This window comes from Micrococcus sp. SL257, assembly GCF_026625585.1.
Taxonomy (GTDB): domain Bacteria; phylum Actinomycetota; class Actinomycetes; order Actinomycetales; family Micrococcaceae; genus Micrococcus; species Micrococcus luteus.
The window spans coordinates 1,789,736-1,806,150 of record NZ_CP113053.1 but is presented as its reverse complement, the minus strand read 5'-3'; the positions used below and the strand labels follow the sequence as shown (position 1 = coordinate 1,806,150).

General features: G+C 72.5%; 14 protein-coding genes and 2 tRNA genes. 13 read left to right on the top strand and 3 right to left on the bottom strand.

Annotated elements, in window-relative coordinates; translation table 11 throughout:
- Positions 1-4 precede the first annotated feature (4 nt).
- Positions 5-75 (bottom strand) — tRNA-Gly (locus OVA32_RS08330).
- Positions 76-151: 76 nt separating this feature from the next.
- On the opposite strand from OVA32_RS08330, the gene OVA32_RS08325 reads away from it, so the two are divergent.
- The 7 genes from OVA32_RS08325 to OVA32_RS08295 all read left to right on the top strand — a co-directional run bounded on the left by OVA32_RS08325 (position 152) and on the right by OVA32_RS08295 (position 6,335).
- Positions 152-1,045 carry an SDR family oxidoreductase gene (locus OVA32_RS08325; protein ID WP_036316872.1) on the top strand — a complete coding sequence of 298 codons (894 nt, stop codon included), beginning with the start codon at positions 152-154 and terminating at the stop codon, positions 1,043-1,045.
- 83 nt (positions 1,046-1,128) lie between these two features.
- Positions 1,129-1,202, top strand: a tRNA-Pro gene (locus tag OVA32_RS08320).
- Between the two features lie 42 nt (positions 1,203-1,244).
- Positions 1,245-2,600 (top strand): trigger factor, encoded by a 1,356-nt coding sequence (tig, locus tag OVA32_RS08315; RefSeq protein ID WP_267714026.1) that lies wholly within the window; start codon positions 1,245-1,247, stop codon positions 2,598-2,600.
- Positions 2,601-2,867: 267 nt separating this feature from the next.
- On the top strand, positions 2,868-3,482 hold the full coding sequence (locus OVA32_RS08310; protein WP_152743804.1) for a ClpP family protease: 615 nt from the start codon (positions 2,868-2,870) through the stop codon (positions 3,480-3,482).
- 41 nt (positions 3,483-3,523) lie between these two features.
- Positions 3,524-4,189 (top strand): ATP-dependent Clp protease proteolytic subunit, encoded by a 666-nt coding sequence (locus OVA32_RS08305; protein WP_002855988.1) that lies wholly within the window; start codon positions 3,524-3,526, stop codon positions 4,187-4,189.
- Between the two features lie 167 nt (positions 4,190-4,356).
- Entirely contained in the window at positions 4,357-5,655 is a 1,299-nt protein-coding gene (gene clpX, locus OVA32_RS08300; protein ID WP_036316877.1) for an ATP-dependent Clp protease ATP-binding subunit ClpX, read from the top strand.
- Positions 5,656-5,717: 62 nt separating this feature from the next.
- The gene (locus OVA32_RS08295) at positions 5,718-6,335 is read left to right on the top strand and encodes a DsbA family protein (RefSeq protein ID WP_044659096.1); all 618 of its coding nucleotides are present in this window, start codon (positions 5,718-5,720) and stop codon (positions 6,333-6,335) included.
- A gap of 84 nt (positions 6,336-6,419) precedes the next feature.
- Here the strand turns inward: OVA32_RS08295 and OVA32_RS08290 are convergent, their stop codons facing one another.
- Together OVA32_RS08290 and valS are read right to left on the bottom strand one after the other, a co-directional pair.
- On the bottom strand, positions 6,420-6,755 hold the full coding sequence (locus OVA32_RS08290) for a membrane protein (RefSeq protein ID WP_044659110.1): 336 nt from the start codon (positions 6,753-6,755) through the stop codon (positions 6,420-6,422).
- 360 nt (positions 6,756-7,115) lie between these two features.
- Entirely contained in the window at positions 7,116-9,800 is a 2,685-nt protein-coding gene (gene valS / locus OVA32_RS08285; RefSeq protein ID WP_044659095.1) for a valine--tRNA ligase, read from the bottom strand.
- A gap of 139 nt (positions 9,801-9,939) precedes the next feature.
- On the opposite strand from valS, the gene OVA32_RS08280 reads away from it, so the two are divergent.
- The 6 genes from OVA32_RS08280 (at position 9,940) to OVA32_RS08255 (ending at position 16,390) form a co-directional block, all read left to right on the top strand.
- Positions 9,940-10,734 (top strand): SDR family oxidoreductase, encoded by a 795-nt coding sequence (locus OVA32_RS08280; RefSeq protein WP_044659094.1) that lies wholly within the window; start codon positions 9,940-9,942, stop codon positions 10,732-10,734.
- A gap of 43 nt (positions 10,735-10,777) precedes the next feature.
- Positions 10,778-11,527: a sirohydrochlorin chelatase gene (locus tag OVA32_RS08275; RefSeq protein ID WP_044659093.1), complete on the top strand. Its 750-nt coding sequence runs from the start codon at positions 10,778-10,780 to the stop codon at positions 11,525-11,527.
- 117 nt (positions 11,528-11,644) lie between these two features.
- Positions 11,645-13,360, top strand: a complete 1,716-nt coding sequence (locus OVA32_RS08270) for a nitrite/sulfite reductase (protein ID WP_267714020.1) — start codon at positions 11,645-11,647, stop codon at positions 13,358-13,360.
- On the top strand, positions 13,357-14,082 hold the full coding sequence (locus tag OVA32_RS08265; RefSeq protein WP_041104785.1) for a phosphoadenylyl-sulfate reductase: 726 nt from the start codon (positions 13,357-13,359) through the stop codon (positions 14,080-14,082). The genes OVA32_RS08270 and OVA32_RS08265 overlap by 4 nt, the downstream gene beginning before the upstream one ends.
- Before the next feature lie 32 nt (positions 14,083-14,114).
- A complete protein-coding gene (gene cysD / locus OVA32_RS08260) occupies positions 14,115-15,050 on the top strand; it encodes a sulfate adenylyltransferase subunit CysD (RefSeq protein WP_060974121.1) in 936 nt (311 codons plus the stop codon).
- A complete protein-coding gene (locus tag OVA32_RS08255; RefSeq protein WP_041104782.1) occupies positions 15,050-16,390 on the top strand; it encodes a sulfate adenylyltransferase subunit 1 in 1,341 nt (446 codons plus the stop codon). Before cysD ends, OVA32_RS08255 begins: the two co-directional genes overlap by 1 nt.
- Positions 16,391-16,415: the final 25 nt, after the last annotated feature.

Genomic DNA, 16,415 nt, shown 5'->3' with positions numbered 1-16,415 from the left:
CCGGAGGGGATGACGGGAATCGAACCCGCGTAGCCAGTTTGGAAGACTGGGGCTCTACCATTGAGCTACATCCCCGCGGGGCCGCGCTCGGCGCGGACCAGCGGCTGACACCGTATCACGGCGGGCCCGCGTCGGCCGTGGGGGAAGAGGCATGATGCACGGCTCCCGTCCCGCCCTCCGCAGGGCCGCGTCCGCCCTCGCCGGCCGTCGTCCCCTGTCCCTGCGCGGCGCCACCGTCCTCGTGACGGGCGGCGCGTCCGGCATCGGTCGACTGATCGCCCTGGGGGCCGCCCGCCGCGGCGCGGGCCGCGTCGTCGTCTGGGACCTCGACCTGCAGGGGGCTGAGGCCGTCGCCGCCGAGATCCGGTCTCAGGGCGCGGACGCCCAGGCCGAGCGCGTGGACGTGACGGACGCGGCCGCCGTCGAGGCCGCCGCCGCCCGCGCCGGAGAGGTGGACGTCGCCGTGAACAACGCGGGCGTCGTGACGGGCGTGCGCCTCGAGGACGCCACGGAGGAGGGCATCCGCCGCACCTTCGAGGTGAACGCACTCGCGCCGTACTGGCTGACCCGGGCGGTCCTGCCCGGAATGCGGGCCCGGGACCGCGGGGCCGTGGTCACGGTGGCCTCGGCCGCGGGGTTGGTCGGCGTCGCGCGCCAGACGGACTATTCCGCCACCAAGCACGCCGCGGTCGGCTTCGCCGAGTCCCTCGCCGCGGAGCTGCGCAAGGACGGCAGCCGCGTCACCTCCCTCGCCGTCTGCCCCTTCTACATCGACACCGGGATGTTCGCGGGCGTGCGCAGCCGGGTGCCCTGGCTGCTGCCCGTGCTGGATCCGCGCCACGTGGCGCAGGAGGTGCTGGACGCCGTCGAGGCCGGCCGCACCCGCCTGCTGCTGCCGCGCGCCGTCGGTCTGATCGCGCCCCTGCGCGCCCTGCCGGCGCCCGTCTTCGACCGCGCGATGGACGTCCTCGGGGTCAACGCCACGATGGACGGCTTCACGGGCCGGCGGTCGCGGCTTTTCGCGGGGCGCGAGACGGCGCGCTAGGATTCCACAGTCTGCCCTCGGGCAGTCCCTCGGGTGTCCGGCGAGCCTCCACCGCGTGAGCCCGCCGGCGTCGGGGACGACGGCGGGGTGTAGCTCAGCTTGGTAGAGCGCGCGCTTTGGGAGCGTGAGGCCGCAGGTTCAAATCCTGTCACCCCGACTCGACGTCAAGACCATCCACCACCACCAACAGGAGTCATCCGTGGTCAAGTCCACCGCAGAGAACCTCAGCCCGACCCGCGTCAAGCTGACCGTCGAGGTGCCGTTCGAGGAGGTGAAGCCCGCCCTGGACAAGGCGTTCAAGGACATCGCCAACCAGGTCCAGATCCCGGGCTTCCGCAAGGGCAAGATCCCGGCGCGCCTGATCGAGCAGCGCTTCGGCCGCGAGATCGTCGTGGACCAGGCCGTCAACGAGGGCCTGAACACCTGGTTCTCCGCCGCCATCGCCGAGGCCGAGGTCACGCCGATCTCCCGCCCCGAGGTCGACGTGACCGCCACCCCGGACGCGGAGAACGCCGAGGGCCCGGTGGCCTTCACCGCCGAGTTCGACGTGCGCCCGACCATCGAGCTGCCCGACTACAAGGGCCTCAAGGTGACGGTGGAGCCCGCCCAGGCCACCGAGGAGGACGAGCAGAAGGCCCTCGACGCCCTGCGCTCGCGCTTCGGCTCCCTCAAGGATGTGGACCGCTCGGCCGCCCAGGACGACTTCGTCACGATGAACCTGACCGCCACGGTCGACGGCGAGCAGGTCGACCAGGCCGAGGGCCTGTCCTACCAGGTGGGCGCCGGCACCATGCTCGAGGGCATCGACGAGGCCCTCGACGGCCTGTCCGCCGGCGAGGACGCCACCTTCGAGACCACGCTCAACGGCGGCGAGCACGACGGCGAGACCGCCGTGGTCAAGCTGGAGCTGACGGCCGTCAAGGAGCGCGAGCTGCCCGAGGCCGACGACGAGTTCGCCCAGCTGGCCTCCGAGTTCGACACCATCGCCGAGCTCAAGGAGGACCTGAAGAAGCAGGCCGCCGAGGAGGCCGTGAACCGCCAGGGCGTCGAGGCCCGCGACAAGGTCCTCGAGGAGCTGGCCAAGCTCGTCGAGGTCCCGGTGCCGGACGGCGTCATCGCCGAGCAGGTCGAGCAGCACTTCTCCGCCGGCGGCCACACCGCGGGCGACGACCACGACACCGCCGAGCACCGTGCCGAGCTCGAGCAGAACACCCGCGAGGCGTTCGCCAACGAGGTCATCCTGGACGAGGTCGCCGAGGCCGAGGAGGTCACGGTCGACCAGGGCGAGCTGATCGAGTACATCATCGCCACCTCCTCCGAGTACGGCATGGACCCGAACCAGTTCGCCATGATGCTCGACCAGGGCGGGCAGATCCCGATGATCATGGGCGAGGTCCGCCGCCGCAAGGCCCTGGCCAAGGTCCTCGAGTACGCCGAGGTCACCGACACCGACGGCAAGGCCGTGGACCTGACGGCGTTCGTGACCCCGGGCGGCCAGGAGGCCCTCGACGCTGAGGCCGAGGCCGACGACGCCGAGGCGGCCGAGCAGGCCTGATCCCGGCCGGTGGGGACGCACCCCCGCCGAGCCACGACGACGGCGCCCCCGCCCACGCCGGTGGGGGCGCCGTCGTCGTCCCGGGGCCCCGGTGGGCGGCCCCGGGCGGGGTCCGCGACAACCTGCGCCAACAGCGAAACGCCGACGGCGTCCCGCGCGCTGGCCCGGACGCCCGGCTAGTGTCGGACTCGATCAGGGACCCGTCCGTCCGCGCGAGCGGCCGCCGTTCGGGAGGCCCGTGGACATCTCGACAGGAAGGCGGAAGTGATGACCGACATCACCCCCAGCATGCGTTCGGTGGACCCGGCGCAGCGCGAGGATTTCCTCTACACCCAGCTGCTGAAGTCGCGCATCGTCTGGCTGGGCGAGGACGTCCGTGACGACAACGCCAACGCGATCTGCTCCCAGCTGCTCCTGCTCTCGGCCGAGGACACGGAGAAGGACATCTACCTGTACATCAACTCCCCGGGCGGCTCCGTCACCGCGGGCATGGCGATCTACGACACGATGCAGTACATCCCCAACGACGTCGTGACGGTGGCCACCGGCCTCGCCGCGTCCATGGGCCAGTTCCTGCTCGCCTCCGGCACCAAGGGCAAGCGCTACGCCACCCCCCACGCCCGCGTGCTGATGCACCAGCCCTCCGGCGGCATCGGCGGCACCGAGTCGGACATCCGCATCCAGGCCCAGCTGATCCTGCACATGAAGCAGGTGATGGCGGAGCTGACCGCCGAGCAGACCGGCCAGTCCGTGGAGACCATCCTCGAGGACAACGCGCGTGACAAGTGGTTCACCGCGCAGGAGGCCCTCGAGTACGGCTTCATCGACCACATCGCCGACCGTGCCGCGTCCGTGACCGGCGGCGGCGGCGTCCGGGGCTGAGCCCGGCCCGGACCGTCCCGACCCTCTCCAGGAGACCAAGAATGACCCAGTTCCCCGCCGGGCTCCCCACCGGGATGCCCTCCCTGCCCACGCCGGACGCGCGCTACATCCTCCCGCAGTTCGAGGAGCGCACCCCCTACGGTTTCAAGCGTCAGGACCCCTACGCCAAGCTCTTCGAGGACCGCATCGTCTTCCTCGGCGCGCAGGTGGACGACGCGTCGGCCGACGACGTGATGGCCCAGCTGCTCGTGCTCGAGGCGATGGACTCCGAGCGTGACATCACCCTGTACATCAACTCGCCGGGCGGCTCGTTCACGGCCATGACGGCGATCTACGACACCATGCAGTTCATCCGGCCCGAGGTGCAGACCGTGTGCCTGGGCCAGGCCGCCTCCGCCGCGGCCGTGCTGCTGGCCGCGGGCGCCCCCGGCAAGCGTCTGGCGCTGCCCAACGCGCGCGTGCTGATCCACCAGCCGGCGATGCAGGGCGACCGCGGCACCGCCACGGACCTGGAGATCCACGCCCAGGAGATCAACCGGATGCGCGTGTGGATGGAGGAGACGCTGGCCTCCCTCACCAACCGCACGCCCGAGGAGGTCTCGCAGGACATCGACCGGGACAAGTTCCTCTCGGCCGAGCAGGCCCTCGAGTACGGCCTTGTGGACGAGGTCCTCGCCTCCCGCAAGATCACCCGCCCGTCCGCCTGACCGACGACGCCCGCCGAGGGGTCCGGCCGCGCGGCCGGGCCCCTCGGCGCCGACCGGGGACCCGGTCCCTTAACGTGTCCGTCCACGGCCGTATGCTGGACGGAATCTGACAGCGACGCCGCCCGCGCGGGGCGGACGTCTCCGCCCGGCCTTCGAGGAGTACCACCATGGCGCGTATCGGAGAGAGCGCTGACCTGCTGAAATGCTCGTTCTGCGGGAAGAGCCAGAAGCAGGTGCGCAAGCTCATCGCCGGCCCGGGTGTCTACATCTGCGACGAGTGCATCGAGCTGTGCAACGAGATCATCGAGGAGGAGCTCGGCGAGGCGGCGGAGGCGGACGAGACCGTCCTGCCCACCCCGCAGGAGATCTTCGACCACCTCGAGAGCTTCGTGATCGGTCAGGAGGCGGCCAAGCGTTCCCTCGCCGTCGCCGTGTACAACCACTACAAGCGCGTGCGTGGGCCGCAGGCGCGGGGCGGTGACCTGGCCGACCGCCTCACCGAGCGGGACGACCTCGCGGACGTCGAGGTCGGCAAGTCGAACATCCTCATGGTCGGCCCCACCGGCTCCGGCAAGACGTATCTCGCGCAGACCCTCGCCCGGCGGCTCAACGTCCCGTTCGCGGTCGCGGACGCCACCAGCCTCACCGAGGCCGGCTATGTGGGCGAGGACGTGGAGAACATCCTCCTCAAGCTCATCCAGGCCGCGGACTACGACGTGAAGAAGGCCGAGCAGGGCATCATCTACATCGACGAGATCGACAAGATCTCGCGGAAGTCCGAGAACCCCTCCATCACCCGGGACGTCTCCGGCGAGGGGGTGCAGCAGGCCCTGCTGAAGATCCTCGAGGGCACGGTGGCGTCGGTGCCGCCGCAGGGCGGGCGCAAGCACCCCCACCAGGAGTTCCTGCAGATCGACACGTCCAACGTGCTGTTCATCGTGGCGGGCGCGTTCGCGGGCCTGGACGAGATCATCGGTTCCCGTGCCGGACGCAAGGGCATCGGGTTCGGCGCGCCCCTGAACCACCTGGGCGCGGGGGACGTCACCTACGCGGACGTGCGGCCGGAGGACCTGCTGAAGTTCGGCCTTATCCCCGAGTTCATCGGCCGCCTGCCCGTGATCACCACTGTCGAGGACCTCACGCACGAACAGCTCGTGCGGGTGCTGACCGAACCGAGGAACGCCCTGCTCAAGCAGTACCAGAAGATGTTCCTCATGGACGGCGTGGAGCTCGAGTTCGAGCAGGACGCCCTGGACGCCGTCGTCGCCCAGGCCGAGGCCCGCGGCACCGGCGCCCGCGGCCTGCGCTCCATCATGGAGAACGTCCTCAAGCCCGTGATGTTCGAGCTGCCCTCCCGTTCGGATGTGGGCACGGTCGTCATCTCCGGGGACGTGGTGCGCGGCGAGGCCGAGCCCACGCTCATCCCGGCCGAGGTGGAACGACGTCGACGCGGCCGGAGCGCCTGACCGCCGTCGCCCAGCAGGACCGACCGGAGCCGAGACGGCTCCCTGACCGCAAGGAGCACAGCATGACCGACACCACGCAGCAGCCCACCGTCGACTTCTACTTCGACGCCACGTGCCCGTTCGCCTGGATCACCTCCCGGTGGATCCTGGAGGTCCAGAAGGTGCGCGACGTGCGGGTGGTCTTCAAGATCATGTCGCTCGCCGTCCTGAACGAGGGCCGCGACCTGGACCCCGGCTACCTGGCCCGCCTCGAGAAGGCCTGGCTGCCGGCCCGCGCCGCCGTGCAGGTGCGCGAGCGGCACGGTGCCGAGGCGCTCGGCCCGTGGTACACCGCGGTCGGCACCCGCATCCATGAGCAGGGCCGCACGGACTACGAGGCCGTGGTGGCCGAGGCCCTCGAGGAGCTCGGCCACGACGCGGACATCCTGGACGCCGCCCGCACCGACGTGGCCGACGAGCAGCTGCGCGCCAGCCAGAAGGAGGCGGAGGACCTCGTGGGCAACGACGTCGGCACGCCCGTCGTGGCGTTCAACGGCACGGCCTTCTTCGGTCCCGTGATGACCCGCATCCCGCGCGGCGAGGAGGCGGGCCGCATCTTCGACGGCGCCGTCGCCCTGGCCGACTTCCCGTACTTCTACGAGATCAAGCGGGCCCGCACCACGGATCCGCAGTTCGACTGAGCCCCCGGCTCGCACGAGACCGGCCCCACACCTTCAGCGCGAAGGTGTGGGGCCGGCGTCGTCGGGGGCGCGGGGCGGCGGGGGTCAGCTGCGCGCCACCCGGCCGGCCGCGCGGATCAGGGGGACCTGCAGGGGCAGCCGCCCGAGGGAGGCCAGTTGCGCCGGCCAGGGCCGGCGTCGCCACTGCCAGGCCATCCACGCATTGCCGGGCCACACGCCGAGGAAGAGCGCCTGCGCGGCGCGTCCGCCCGCGCGCCGGGTGCGCGGGACGGCCAGCAGACCCGCCACGGCCAGCTCGGCCACGCCGGAGCCGTGGGTCCACGCGCGGGCCGAGCCGGGCAGGAACGGCGGGATCAGCCCGTCGAAGGGCTCGGGTCGGACGAAGTGGAGCACGCCCATGGCGGCGAGGGCGGCGGACATCCGCCGGGCGGAGGAGTCGCAGGCGCGGCGGCCGGCCGGGGCGGGATCGGGTGTCGGTCTCATCCTCTCAGTGTCCACCCCTGCCGCGGTGACCGCACTGCGACATGCGGCAGGAGCACGACCGGGAGGTGCACCACGACACCCCCGGGAGGGCCGCCTCCCGACGAACTCCGATCCGGCGGCGGACTGTCCGACGCGTGCTGTGCCCTACCGGATCCGGGCCACGAACATCCCACGCTGACGGCAGACTCGGGTTTGCAGCACGGGCGCGACGACGGCCCCGCCGCCCGTGATGGGCGACGGGGCCGTCGTCGTGCCGCGTGCGCTCCCGAGACACCGTCCGGGAACGCGCGGCGCGGGTCAGTCGTCGTCGACCGGTGCGAGCTGCACGTCGGAGACGGTCAGGGGCGCGGACTCGCCGGCCTCGCCCTGCGTGAGGGACAGGTCCGCGATGTTGCCGGCCGCCTTGAGGTCCGCCAGGCCGCCGCGCAGCTTCTCGAGCCAGTCGGCCGGTCCGGTCACCACGGCGGAGCGCACCTCGGTCCGCTGCTTCACCTTGGCCTCGGACTTCGCCTTGCGGATGCCACCCAGGACCTGCGCCACGGTGGGCAGGACCTCGGCGTCGCCGGCGGAGGCGGCGAAGGACAGGGCCGCCACCTCGTCCGCGGCGCCCGGCCACGCGGCGGTGTGCACGGAGCCGGCGCGCCACCAGCTCCACACCTCCTCGGTGGCGAACGGCTGGAACGGGGCCAGCAGACGCAGCAGGGCGTCCAGGGTGGTGGCCAGCGTGGTCACCACCGAGGCCTGCTCGGCCTCGCCGTGGCCACCGTAGGCACGGTCCTTCACGAGCTCCACGTAGTCGTCCGTGAAGGCCCAGAAGAACTGCTCGGTCACGTTGAGGGCACGCGCGTAGTCGTAGGCCTCGAACGCGCGGGTCGCCTGCTCCACGGTGGCCGCGAGGCGCGTCAGCAGGGAGGCGTCCAGCGGGTTGGTGACGGCCGCGGCGTCGTCGGCCGTACGGATGACGGCGTCCTGCGTGGCGCCCAGGTTCAGCACGAACTTGGCGGCGTTGAGCAGCTTGATGGCCAGGCGGCGGCCGATCTTCATCTGCGCCACCTCGTAGGCGGTGTCCGCGCCGAGGCGGGCCGAGGCGGCCCAGTAGCGGACGGCGTCCGAGCCGAACTGGTCCAGGATGTCGGTCGGGACCACCACGTTGCCCTTGGACTTGGACATCTTCTTGCGGTCCGGGTCGAGGATCCAGCCGGAGAGCGCGGTGTCCGTCCACGGCACGGAGCCGTTGAGGGCGTGGGCGCGCACCACGGTGGAGAACAGCCAGGTGCGGATGATGTCGTGGCCCTGCGGGCGCAGATCGAACGGGAAGACGTTGTTGAAGAACGCCTCGTCACGGGACCAGCGGCCCACGATCTGCGGGGTCAGCGAGGAGGTGGCCCAGGTGTCCAGGACGTCCGGGTCGCCGGTGAAGCCGCCGGGGACGTCGCGCTGGTCCTCGGAGTAGCCCGGGGCGGCCTCGGCGGCCGGGTCCACGGGGAGCTGCTCGTCGGCCGGGAGGATCGGGTTCTCATAGTCGGGCTCACCCTCCGCGTCCAGCGGGTACCAGACCGGGATCGGCACCCCGAAGAAGCGCTGGCGGGAGACGAGCCAGTCACCGTTGAGGCCCTCGACCCAGTTCTCGTAGCGGTGGCGCATGTGCTCCGGGTGCCAGGAGAGCTCGCGGCCGCGCTCGATCAGCTCCGCGCGGCGGTCGGCGTCGCGGCCGCCGTTGCGGATGTACCACTGGCGGGAGGTGACGACCTCGAGCGGCTTGTCGCCCTTCTCGTAGAAGTTCACGGCGTGCATGATCTTCTTCGGCTCTCCGTCCAGCAGGCCGGCCGCGGTGAGGGCGTCCACCACACCCTGCTTGGCGGAGAACACGGTCTTGCCGGCCACGGTGTCCGCATAGGCCTGTCGGCCGGCGTCCGTGGTGATCCACTCGGGGGCGTCGGCGGCGAACCGGCCGTCACGGCCGATCAGGGTGCGGGTGGGCAGCTGCAGCTCGCGCCACCAGGTGACGTCGTTGAGATCGCCGAAGGTGCAGACCATGGCGATGCCGGAGCCCTTGTCCGGCTTGGCCAGCGGGTGCGGGAAGACCTCCACCTCCACGCCGTACAGCGGGGAGGTGACGGTCGTGCCGAACAGGTGCTGGTAGCGCTCGTCGTCCGGGTGGGCGACCAGGCCGGAGCAGGAGGCCAGCAGCTCGGGGCGGGTGGTCTCGATGAAGACCTGCTCGCCGTCCGCAGCGGTGAAGGCGTAGCGGTGGTAGGCGCCGGGGACCTCGCGGTCCTCGAGCTCGGCCTGGGCCACGGCGGTGCGGAAGGTCACGTCCCACATGGTGGGGGCCTCGGCCAGATAGGCGTCGCCCGAGGCGATGCCGGCCAGGAAGGCGCGCTGGGAGACGGCGCGGGAGACGTCGTCGATGGTCCGGTAGGTCATGTCCCAGTCGACGGACAGGCCGAGACGGGTGAAGAGGTCCTCGAAGACCTTCTCGTCCTCGACGGCGAGCTCCTCGCAGAGCTCGATGAAGTTCCTGCGGGAGATCACGTCCCAGTCGCGCTGGTTCTTCGCCGGCTTCTCCGGCGGGCGGTAGCCCTCCACGTACGGCTTGGCGGGGTCGCAGCGGACGCCGTAGTAGTTCTGCACACGGCGCTCGGTGGGCAGGCCGTTGTCGTCCCAGCCCATCGGGTAGAACACGTTCTTGCCGTTCATGCGCTGGTAGCGGGCGAGCACGTCGGTCTGCGTGTAGGAGAAGACGTGGCCCACGTGCAGCGAGCCGGAGGCGGTCGGCGGGGGAGTGTCGATCGAGTAGACCTGTTCGCGGGTGGTCTGCGTGTCGAACGCGTAGGTGCGCTCGTCGGCCCAGCGGGCGGTCAGCTTCTCCTCGAGGCCTTCGAGGGCCGGCTTGTCCGGCACGGCCACGGCGCCGGCGGCGGGGGTGGACGGGGTCGATGCGTCGATGGGCGTGTCTGTGCCCTGCGTGTTCTCAGCCATGCCTGCCATCCTCCCATGACCGGGGCGGCGGGCCGGGCCTGCGACGATGCCCGGGACGTCCCGCCCTTCCAGTCGGTCGACCTGGCGGAGGTGAACGGGGCGGTGCTCCGAACGGCACGGCTCGGCTACGGTCGGAGGCGTGAGCCACACCCATGAACCTGCGAAGAACCCCGCCCGCGCCGCCGTCGTGACGGGGGCCACGAGCGGCATCGGCCGCGCCACGGCCCTCGAGCTCGCCCGCCGCGGCTGGCGCGTGTACGCCGTCGGCCGCCGGGCCGAGCGCCTCGAGACCCTCGCTGCCGACGCCCGGGCCGAGGGCGTGAGCGGCGACGTCGTCCCCGCCGCCCTGGACGTCACGGACGAGGCCGCCGTCGCCGCGCTGGCCTCGCGCGTCGAGGCCGACGGCGGCGCCGACACCCTCGTCAACATCGCCGGCGGAGCGCTCGGCACGGACGCGGTGGGCGTGGGCGACCGCGCCGACTGGGAGTGGATGTACCGCGTCAACGTGCTCGGCACCCTGACGATGTGCCAGGCGTTCCTGCCCATGCTCCGCGCCCACGGCGAGGGCACCGTGCTCAACCTGACCTCGACCGCCGCCGTCACCGCCTACGAGGGCGGCGCCGGCTACAACGCCGCGAAGATGGGCCAGCACGGGCTCACCGGCGCGCTGCGCCTGGAGGAGGCCGAGCACAACGTGCGGGTGATCGAGGTGCTCCCGGGCATGGTCCACACCGAGGAGTTCTCCCGCAACCGCCTGGGCGGCGACCAGTCCGCCGCGGACGCCGTGTATGCGGGCGTGGAGAAGCCGCTCACCGCCGAGGACGTCGCCGAGGTGTGCGTCCACGCCGTCGAGCTGCCCCACCACGTGAACCTGGATCAGATCGTGATGCGGCCGGTCGCCCAGGCCGCCCAGCACAAGGTGATCCGCCGGTGAGCGGCGGGCCGCAGAACGTGTGGGCCGACGCGGTGGGCTCGGCATGAGCGCGCCCGTGCTGCACGTGATCGCCTGCGCCCACGGCACGCACGACGCGGCCGGCCGCGACGTGATCGACGGCCTCCGTGCCGACCTGGCGGCCCTCCTGGCCGCCGAGGGGCCGGGCGCCCAGGTCCACGAGGCCTACGTGGACGTGCAGAGCCCCTCCCTCGACGAGGTCGTGGCGGCCCTGCCCCCGGGGGAGCCGGCCGTGATCGTGCCGCTGCTGCTGTCCCTGGGCCATCACGTCCACCACGACATCCACCACGCCGCAGCCGCCCGACCCGGCACGATCGCCGCCGCACCGCTGGCCGGGGCCGGGGACGACGTCGAGCCGCGCCTGGTGACCGTTCTGGCCGAGCGGGTGGCCCGGGCGGTGCCGGCCGGTGAGGCCGCGACATCGGACGTCATCCTGGCGGCGGCCGGCACCCGCGCCGCGGACGGCCAGGCCCAGGTGCACGCCCTGGCCGGGGCCCTGGCCCGGGCCACGGGACTGCCCGTGACCGCTGCGTTCGGGGCGGCGGCCACCCCCCGTGTGCCCGACGCCGTCTCCCGGGTGCGCGCCGCCGGCCGTCGCGCCGTGGTGGCCGCCCACCTGCTGGCCCCCGGGTACTTCCACGACCGACTCGGCGAGGCCGGCGCGGACGCGGTCACCGACCCCCTGCTGCCGCATCCGCTGGTGGCGCGGATCGCCCTGGACCGGCTGCGGTCCGCCCTCGCCGAGGCCCCGAGGGGAGCCGCCGGAGGCCGCTGAGCCGTTCGTCACACGACCGGGGCCGGGCCGGGCACCGACCGCGGCCCGGCCCCGGGAACGTGACGAACCGCGTCGACGATCTTGGGGGCGGCATGCCGGGTTCCTAGCGTGGCGGCCATGACCCAGGTGAACGAGACGTCGAGGCCGGCGCGCACTCCGCGCCGTCCCTCCGCCAAGCCGCACGGCCAGTGGAAGGTGGACGGGACCGCCCCCCTGAACCACAACGAGGAGTTCAAGCAGCAGGACGACGGCCTGAACGTCCGCGAGCGCATCGAGCAGGTCTACGCCCGGGAGGGCTTCGACTCGATCCCCTCGGACGACCTGCACGGCCGCTTCCGCTGGTGGGGCCTGTACACCCAGCGCCGGCAGGGGATCGACGGCGGCAAGACCGCCACCCTGGAGCCCCACGAACTCGAGGACCGCTACTTCATGCTGCGCGTGCGCATCGACGGCGGCGACCTCACCACCGAGCAGCTGCGCGTGATCGGCGGGATCTCCACCGACTTCGGCCGTGACACCGCGGACATCACGGACCGGCAGAACGTCCAGCTGCACTGGATCCGCGTCGAGGACGTCCCCGAGATCTGGCGGCGCCTGGAGTCCGTGGGCCTGTCCACCACCGAGGCCTGCGGCGACGTGCCGCGCGTGATCCTCGGCTCACCGGTGGCCGGGATCGCCGCGGACGAGATCATCGACCCCACGCCCGTGATCCGGGAGATCGCGGACCGCTGGATCGGCGACCTCGAGGTCTCCAACCTGCCCCGCAAGTTCAAGACCGCCATCACCGGGCACCCCTCCCAGGACGTGGTCCACGAGATCAACGACGTCTCCCTGATCGGTGTCGTGCACCCCGAGCTGGGCCCCGGCTACGACCTGTGGGTCGGCGGCGGCCTGTCCACGAAGGCGCGCCTGGCCGACCGGATCGGCGCCTTCGTCTCGGCCGAGCGCGCCCCCGAGGTGTGGCACGCCGTCGTGAGCATCTTCCGTGACTACGGCTACCGGCGCCTGCGCAACAAGGCCCGCATGAAGTACCTGCTCGAGGACTGGGGGCCGGAGAGGTTCCGCACCGTGCTGGAGGAGGAGTACCTCGGCTACGCCCTGCCCGACGGACCCGCCCCGGCCCCGCCCACCCGCCCCGGCGACCACGTGGGGGTCCACGAGCAGAAGGACGGCCGCTTCTACATCGGTGCCGCCCCCGTCGTCGGCCGCTCCAGCGGCACCACCCTCACCGCCCTCGCGGACCTGCTCGAGGCCCACGGCTCCACGCGGCTGCGGACCACCCCCCACCAGAAGATCGTGGTGCTGGACGTGGAGCGGGACCGGGTGGACGCCGTCGTGGCCGGCTTGAAGGAGCTGGGACTGAACCCGGAGCCGTCCGTGTTCCGCCGCTCCACCATCGCCTGCACGGGCCTGGAGTTCTGCAAGCTCGCCATCGTGGACACGAAGGACACCGCCACCGCCGCGATCGCCCAGCTGGAGGAGCGCCTGGCCGACCTCGCCGACCGCCTCCCCGAGCGGCTGAGCCTGCATGTGAACGGCTGCCCCAACTCCTGCGCCCGCATCCAGACCGCGGACATCGGTCTGAAGGGGCAGCTGCTCCCGGACGACGACGGCGGCCAGACGCCCGGCTTCCAGGTGCACCTGGGCGGCGGGCTGGCCTCCGTGGACCGCGCCGAGGCCGGCCTCGGACGCAGCGTCCGCGGCCTGAAGGTCCGCGCGGACGGGCTGGTCGACTACGTCGAGCGCCTCGTCCGCCGGTACGACGAGCAGCGCGAGCCGGGCGAGACCTTCGCCCGGTGGGCGCACCGAGTCGACGAGGAGGCCCTCCGATGAGCACCGTTCCCCCCACCCGTCCGACCGAGGACCTCGAGCGCCTGCAGGCACTCGCGGAGTCCGGCGCCGCCGAGCTCGGCTGGGACGCCCCCGCCGCGGCGGTGGTCGACTGGGCCGCCCGCCATGTGGACCTCCGCCGGGCCGCCGTCGCCTGCTCCATGGCCGACGCCGTCCTGCCGCACCTGGTGGCGCAGCGGATGCCCGGCGTGGACGTCCTCTTCCTGGAGACCGGCTATCACTTCACCGAGACCCTCGCGACGCGCGACGAGGTGGCCCGCCGCCTCGACGTCACCGTGGTGGACGTGCTGCCGGAGCTGACCGTGGCCGAGCAGGACGAGCGCCACGGCAAGGACCTGTTCGCCCGTGACCCGGGGCTGTGCTGCGCGATGCGCAAGGTCGAGCCCCTCAACCGGGCGCTGGCCGGATACGACCTGTGGTTCACCGGCGTCCGCCGGGACGAGGCGCCGACGCGCACGAACACCCCGCTGGTGGGCTGGGACGAGGCCCACGGCATGGTCAAGGTCAACCCCGTCGCCCCGTGGAGCTTCGACGACCTGGTCGGCTACGCCACGGACCACGACGTGCCCGTGAACCTGCTCCTGCAGAACGGCTACCCGTCGATCGGCTGCCGTCCCTGCACCCGCCCCGTCGCCCCCGGGGAGGACCCCCGAGCCGGGCGCTGGGCCGGGACCGCGAAGACCGAGTGCGGCATCCACGTCTGAGCGCCGCACCCGAGACAGACCAAGGAGACACGATGACCCTCACCCATGCCCCCGACCCGGGGACCGTGAGCCCCGCCGGGCCCGACGTCCAGGACGCCCTGGAGGCCGAGGCGATCCACATCATCCGCGAGGTGGTGGCCGAGTTCGAGCGCCCCGCCATGCTCTTCTCGGGCGGCAAGGACTCGGTGGTGATGCTCCACCTGGCCGCGAAGGCCTTCTGGCCGGGCAGGATCCCCTTCCCGGTGGTCCACGTGGACACCGGCCACAACTTTCCCGAGGTCCTCGAGTTCCGCGACCGCACGGTGGAGCGGCTCGGCCTGCGGCTCGTGGTGGGCTCCGTGCAGGAGTACATCGACCGCGGCGAGCTGCGTGAGCGCGCCGACGGCACCCGCAACACCCTGCAGACCACCCCCCTGCTGGACACGATCCGGACCAACCGGTTCGACGCCGTCTTCGGGGGAGGCCGCCGTGACGAGGACAAGGCGCGGGCCAAGGAGCGGATCATCAGCCTGCGGGACGCGTTCGGCCAGTGGGACCCGCGCAACCAGCGCCCCGAGCTGTGGAACCTCTACAACGGCCGTCACACCCCCGGCCAGCACGTCCGCGCGTTCCCCATCAGCAACTGGACCGAGCTGGACGTGTGGCGGTACATCGCCCGCGAGGGCATCGAGCTGCCCTCCATCTACTACGCGCACGAGCGGGAGGTCTTCCGCCGCGACGGCATGTGGCGCGCCGTGGGGGAGCACTCCCGCCCGGCCGAGAACGAGGAGGTCACCACGCGGACGGTGCGCTACCGCACGGTGGGCGACATGTCCTGCACCGGCGCCGTCCTCTCGGAGGCCGCCACCGTCGAGGACGTCGTGCTCGAGGTCGCCGCCTCCACCCTGACCGAACGCGGGGCCACCCGCGCCGACGACCGCATCTCCGAGGCGGCCATGGAAGATCGCAAGAAGGACGGGTACTTCTGATGAGCACCGCACTGCTGGACCGGCGCGCCCCCGCCGGGACCCTGTTCCGCCTGGCCACGGCCGGCTCGGTCGACGACGGCAAGTCCACCCTCGTGGGCCGCCTCCTGCACGACTCCAAGGCCGTCCTGGCCGACCAGCTCGAGGCCGTGGCCCGCACTTCCGCCGAGCGGGGCTTCGGCGGCGCCGAGGGCGGGCTGGACCTGGCGCTGCTGACCGACGGCCTGCGCGCCGAGCGGGAGCAGGGGATCACGATCGACGTCGCGTACCGGTACTTCGCCACGGACCGGCGCACCTTCGTGCTGGCCGACTGCCCCGGGCACGTGCAGTACACCCGGAACACCGTCACGGGCGCCTCGACGGCCGACGCCGTCGTGCTGCTCGTGGACGCCCGCAAGGGCGTGGTGGAGCAGACCCGACGCCACCTCAGCGTGGTGGCCCTGCTGCGGGTGCCGCACGTGATCGTCGCGGTCAACAAGATCGATCTCGTGGACTACGCCGAGGAGGTCTTCACCGCGATCGCCGAGGACGTGCGGCGCGTGGCCCGGGAGCTCGGCCTCTCCGACGCGGTGAGCGTCCCGGTGTCCGCCCTGCAGGGCGACAACGTGGTCACCCGCTCCGAGCGGACGGACTGGTACACCGGCCCCACGCTCATGGAGCTGCTCGAGTCCCTGCCCGGGGCGGACGCCGAGGACGACGCCGCGGCCTCCTTCCGCTTCCCGGTGCAGCTCGTGGTGCGCCCCCAGGGCGCCCTGGCCCCCGGCCTCGACCCCGAGGTCTTCCGCGACTACCGCGGCTACGCCGGGCAGGTGGTGGCGGGCACCGTCCGGCCCGGGGACGCCGTCGCCGTCCTCACCCCGGGGCAGCCGGTGCGCACCACCACCGTGGTGGGCGTGGACGCCGCCGGCGAGTCCCTCGAGGAGGCCTCCTCCCCGCAGTCGGTGGTCCTGCGCCTGGCCGACGAGGTGGACGTGGCCCGCGGGGACACGATCGCCGCCGCGGACACCGCCCCGCGCCCCACCGCGGAGGTGGCCGCCGCGCTGTGCTGGCTCTCCGCCGCGCCGCTGCGCGTCGGGCAGCAGGTCCTCGTCAAGCACGGCACCGCCGTCGTCCGGGCGCTCGTCCAGGAGGTGGCCGGCCGGCTCGACCTCGACACCCTGCGGCTCGACCCGGCCGAGACCCTCGGGCTCAACGACATCGGACAGGTGCGCCTGCACCTGGCCGCGCCGCTGCCCGTGGAGCCCTACGCCGTGCATCGGCGCACCGGGGCGTTCCTCGTGATCGACCCCCACGACGGGGCCACGCTCGCCGCCGGCATGGTGCGCGGCGGCGACGAGGCCTGAGACGGATGACGACGGCGGGACGGGA

Excerpts from the sequence above, each read along its gene's own strand:
- OVA32_RS08255 (WP_041104782.1), top strand. The coding sequence starts at position 15,050 with ATGAGCACCGCACTGCTGGACCGGCGCGCCCCCGCCGGGACCCTGTTC.
- OVA32_RS08295 (WP_044659096.1), top strand. The coding sequence starts at position 5,718 with ATGACCGACACCACGCAGCAGCCCACCGTCGACTTCTACTTCGACGCC.
- OVA32_RS08325 (WP_036316872.1), top strand. The coding sequence starts at position 152 with ATGATGCACGGCTCCCGTCCCGCCCTCCGCAGGGCCGCGTCCGCCCTC.
- clpX (WP_036316877.1), top strand. The coding sequence starts at position 4,357 with ATGGCGCGTATCGGAGAGAGCGCTGACCTGCTGAAATGCTCGTTCTGC.
- OVA32_RS08275 (WP_044659093.1), top strand. The coding sequence starts at position 10,778 with ATGAGCGCGCCCGTGCTGCACGTGATCGCCTGCGCCCACGGCACGCAC.
- cysD (WP_060974121.1), top strand. The coding sequence starts at position 14,115 with ATGACCCTCACCCATGCCCCCGACCCGGGGACCGTGAGCCCCGCCGGG.
- OVA32_RS08310 (WP_152743804.1), top strand. The coding sequence starts at position 2,868 with ATGACCGACATCACCCCCAGCATGCGTTCGGTGGACCCGGCGCAGCGC.
- valS (WP_044659095.1), bottom strand. The coding sequence starts at position 9,800 with ATGGCTGAGAACACGCAGGGCACAGACACGCCCATCGACGCATCGACC.
- OVA32_RS08270 (WP_267714020.1), top strand. The coding sequence starts at position 11,645 with ATGACCCAGGTGAACGAGACGTCGAGGCCGGCGCGCACTCCGCGCCGT.
- OVA32_RS08290 (WP_044659110.1), bottom strand. The coding sequence starts at position 6,755 with ATGTCCGCCGCCCTCGCCGCCATGGGCGTGCTCCACTTCGTCCGACCC.
- OVA32_RS08265 (WP_041104785.1), top strand. The coding sequence starts at position 13,357 with ATGAGCACCGTTCCCCCCACCCGTCCGACCGAGGACCTCGAGCGCCTG.
- OVA32_RS08305 (WP_002855988.1), top strand. The coding sequence starts at position 3,524 with ATGACCCAGTTCCCCGCCGGGCTCCCCACCGGGATGCCCTCCCTGCCC.